The following is a 2,542-nucleotide window of genomic DNA, read 5'->3' as shown; positions in this document are numbered from 1 at the left end:
GATCACCATCGAAGAGTCAGGGAACCGCATTCTGTCGGACTTCTACTCGTCACTGCGCGACCGTCAGACGCGGATGATCCGAGACTCTATGATGCGAGATCGGCAGCGCATGACGACGATCATGGACGAACACCGTGTTATCGCCGAGGCACTGCGCGACGGCGACCTCGACGGGGCTCGGAACGCGGTGCAAACTCACCTCGCGAGCACGGTGCGCGCCCTCGGGCTCTCAGTCGAGCCTCCGGCGTAGTCACCGGCATCGCTGGTCGGTGTTGTCCGCTGCTTGATCTTCTGAGCCACGCCGGTCCTTCATCGCGACGTACAAGATCACGCCGACGACGATCACCGCCGGTAAGAAGGCCGGCACGGCGAGCAGCAGCATGTGGTGTGCCACATACTCGACGTGCGGAGTAGTCATGGTCGTCGTATACCCCACGGGCTGTGATGAGCTGCGGCCGTTACCCTACTTTGAACACCGTTCATTCAGGCAGATGTGGGCATGCGACGGCCACGGGCAAAGATGTTAGGGGAATACCTGGTGACGCAAGCGGCAACTCGACCGACGGCCGAAGCCGACGGGGGCGCGGAAGACCTCGACATTCTGGAAGAAGCCCGCCAGCAGGTCCTCGAGCGCGGCGAGGGATTGCGCAAGGACCAGGTGCTGCGGGTACTGCAGCTGCCCGACGACCGGCTCGAGGAACTGCTGGCGCTGGCCCACGAGGTGCGGATGCGCTGGTGCGGCCCCGAAGTCGAGGTCGAGGGCATCATCAGCCTGAAAACCGGCGGCTGCCCCGAGGACTGCCACTTCTGCTCGCAGTCGGGGCTGTTCAAGTCGCCGGTGCGTAGCGCCTGGTTGGACGTCCCGAGCCTGGTCGAGGCGGCCAAGCAGACCGCAAAGTCGGGGGCCACCGAGTTCTGCATCGTGGCCGCGGTACGCGGACCCGACGACCGGTTGATGGCCCAGGTCGGCGCCGGCATCGAGGCGATTCGTGACGAAGTCGAGATCAACATCGCGTGCTCGCTGGGAATGCTCAGCGCCGCGCAGGTGGACCGGCTGGCCGAGATGGGCGTGCACCGCTACAACCACAACCTCGAGACCGCCCGCTCGTTCTTCACCAACGTGGTCACCACCCATACGTGGGAAGAGCGCTGGCAGACATTGTCGATGGTGCGCGACGCCGGTATGGAGGTGTGCTGCGGCGGCATCCTGGGCATGGGGGAGACGCTTGAGCAGCGCGCCGAGTTCGCCGCCGAGCTGGCCGAACTGGGTCCCGACGAGGTGCCGTTGAACTTCCTCAACCCGCGGCCCGGCACGCCGTTCGGCGACCTCGAGGTGCTGCCAGCCAGCGAAGCCCTGAAGTCGGTGGCCGCCTTCCGGCTGGCTTTGCCGCGCGCCATCCTGCGATTCGCGGGTGGCCGCGAGATCACCCTGGGTGATCTGGGTGCCAAGCAGGGCATCCTGGGCGGTATCAATGCCGTGATCGTCGGGAACTACCTGACCACGTTGGGCCGCCCCGCCGAAGCCGATCTGGAACTGCTCGAGGATCTGCAGATGCCGATCAAGGCGCTCAACGCCACCTTGTAAGAGACTGGGAAACCGTGGCTCAAGAACTGGGCGCTCCGGTCAGTGGCGGCGTCTACAACGTCTACACCGGCGAATTGGCGGGTACGCCCAGCCCGACAGCGGCCCAAATGGGACTCGAGCCGCCCCGATTCTGCGCGCAATGCGGGCGCCGAATGGTGGTGCAGGTTCGCCCAGACGGCTGGCGGGTGCAATGCTCGCGGCACGGACAAGTGGACTCGGCCGACGGAGAGGGGCAGCGGTGACCGAACATTCGGGCCCTGAGCCCACCATGCCCGCGCTGCCGTCGGGAGCAATATTTCGTACCGGGCCGGCAAGACCTGGGGTGCCTGTGGTGCCTGGGGTGCCGCATGCCGTCCCCCGCTCATCGCGTGGCCGCCGCGCGCCGATCGTTGTCGTACTGGGCCTATCGGCGCTCGGTGTCTTGATCGGCGGGCTATGGGCCTGGATCGCCCCGCCCATCCACGCGGTGGTGGCAATCACCCGCTCCGGTGACCGGGTGCACGACTATCTGGGCACCGAATCCCAGCATTTCTTCGTGGCGCCGACGCTTTTGATCGGGCTGTTCACCGTGCTGGCAGTGGTGGCGCCGGTGCTGCTGTGGCAGTGGCGCGCGCAGCGCGGTCCCGAGATGGTCGTGGCGCTGTGGGTCGGTCTGATGATCTCGGTCGGGTTGGCCGCGGCGGTGGGGGCGGTGCTGGTCCGCCTGCGCTTCGGCGACTTGAATTTCGACGCCATCCCGCTGAGCGGTGACCACCGGATTGCCTACGTCATCCAGGCGCCGCCGGTCTTCTACGCCCGGAAACCGCTGCAGGTGGCCGCGACGTTCATGTGGCCGGCCGGCACCGCCGCGCTGGTCTACGCGGCGTTTGCGGCCGGGAGTGCGCGCGACGACCTGGGCGGCCCTCCGGTTGCCGCCGGACCGGCGATCGTGGCGCCGTCGGCACCCGTGCAGCCCGG

5 protein-coding genes are annotated in these 2,542 nt (G+C 67.1%); 4 read left to right on the top strand and 1 reads right to left on the bottom strand.

Going from position 1 to position 2,542, the window contains the following annotated elements:
* On the top strand, nucleotides 1–250 hold a 250-nt coding region (locus VML93_RS08645; protein ID WP_325609663.1), incomplete at its 5' end, for an FCD domain-containing protein.
* On the opposite strand, the gene VML93_RS08640 is transcribed toward VML93_RS08645, so the two are convergent.
* Nucleotides 251–418: a hypothetical protein gene (locus VML93_RS08640; RefSeq protein WP_325609661.1), complete on the bottom strand. Its 168-nt coding sequence runs from the start codon at nucleotides 416–418 to the stop codon at nucleotides 251–253.
* A 120-nt stretch (nucleotides 419–538) separates the two neighbouring features.
* Between VML93_RS08640 and bioB the strand changes: the two genes are divergently transcribed.
* The 3 genes from bioB to VML93_RS08625 all read left to right on the top strand — a co-directional run.
* Nucleotides 539–1,585 carry a biotin synthase BioB gene (bioB, locus tag VML93_RS08635; RefSeq protein WP_325609659.1) on the top strand — a complete coding sequence of 349 codons (1,047 nt, stop codon included), beginning with the start codon at nucleotides 539–541 and terminating at the stop codon, nucleotides 1,583–1,585.
* Nucleotides 1,586–1,599: 14 nt separating this feature from the next.
* Nucleotides 1,600–1,827, top strand: a complete 228-nt coding sequence (locus VML93_RS08630) for a hypothetical protein (protein ID WP_325609657.1) — start codon at nucleotides 1,600–1,602, stop codon at nucleotides 1,825–1,827.
* Nucleotides 1,828–1,853: 26 nt separating this feature from the next.
* Nucleotides 1,854–2,542: DUF2567 domain-containing protein (locus VML93_RS08625; RefSeq protein ID WP_414686307.1), on the top strand; the 689-nt coding region annotated here is incomplete at its 3' end.

This window comes from Mycobacterium sp. (assembly GCF_035499775.1).
Classification (GTDB): Bacteria; Actinomycetota; Actinomycetes; order Mycobacteriales; family Mycobacteriaceae; genus Mycobacterium.
This window is presented reverse-complemented; position numbering and strand designations above follow the sequence as displayed.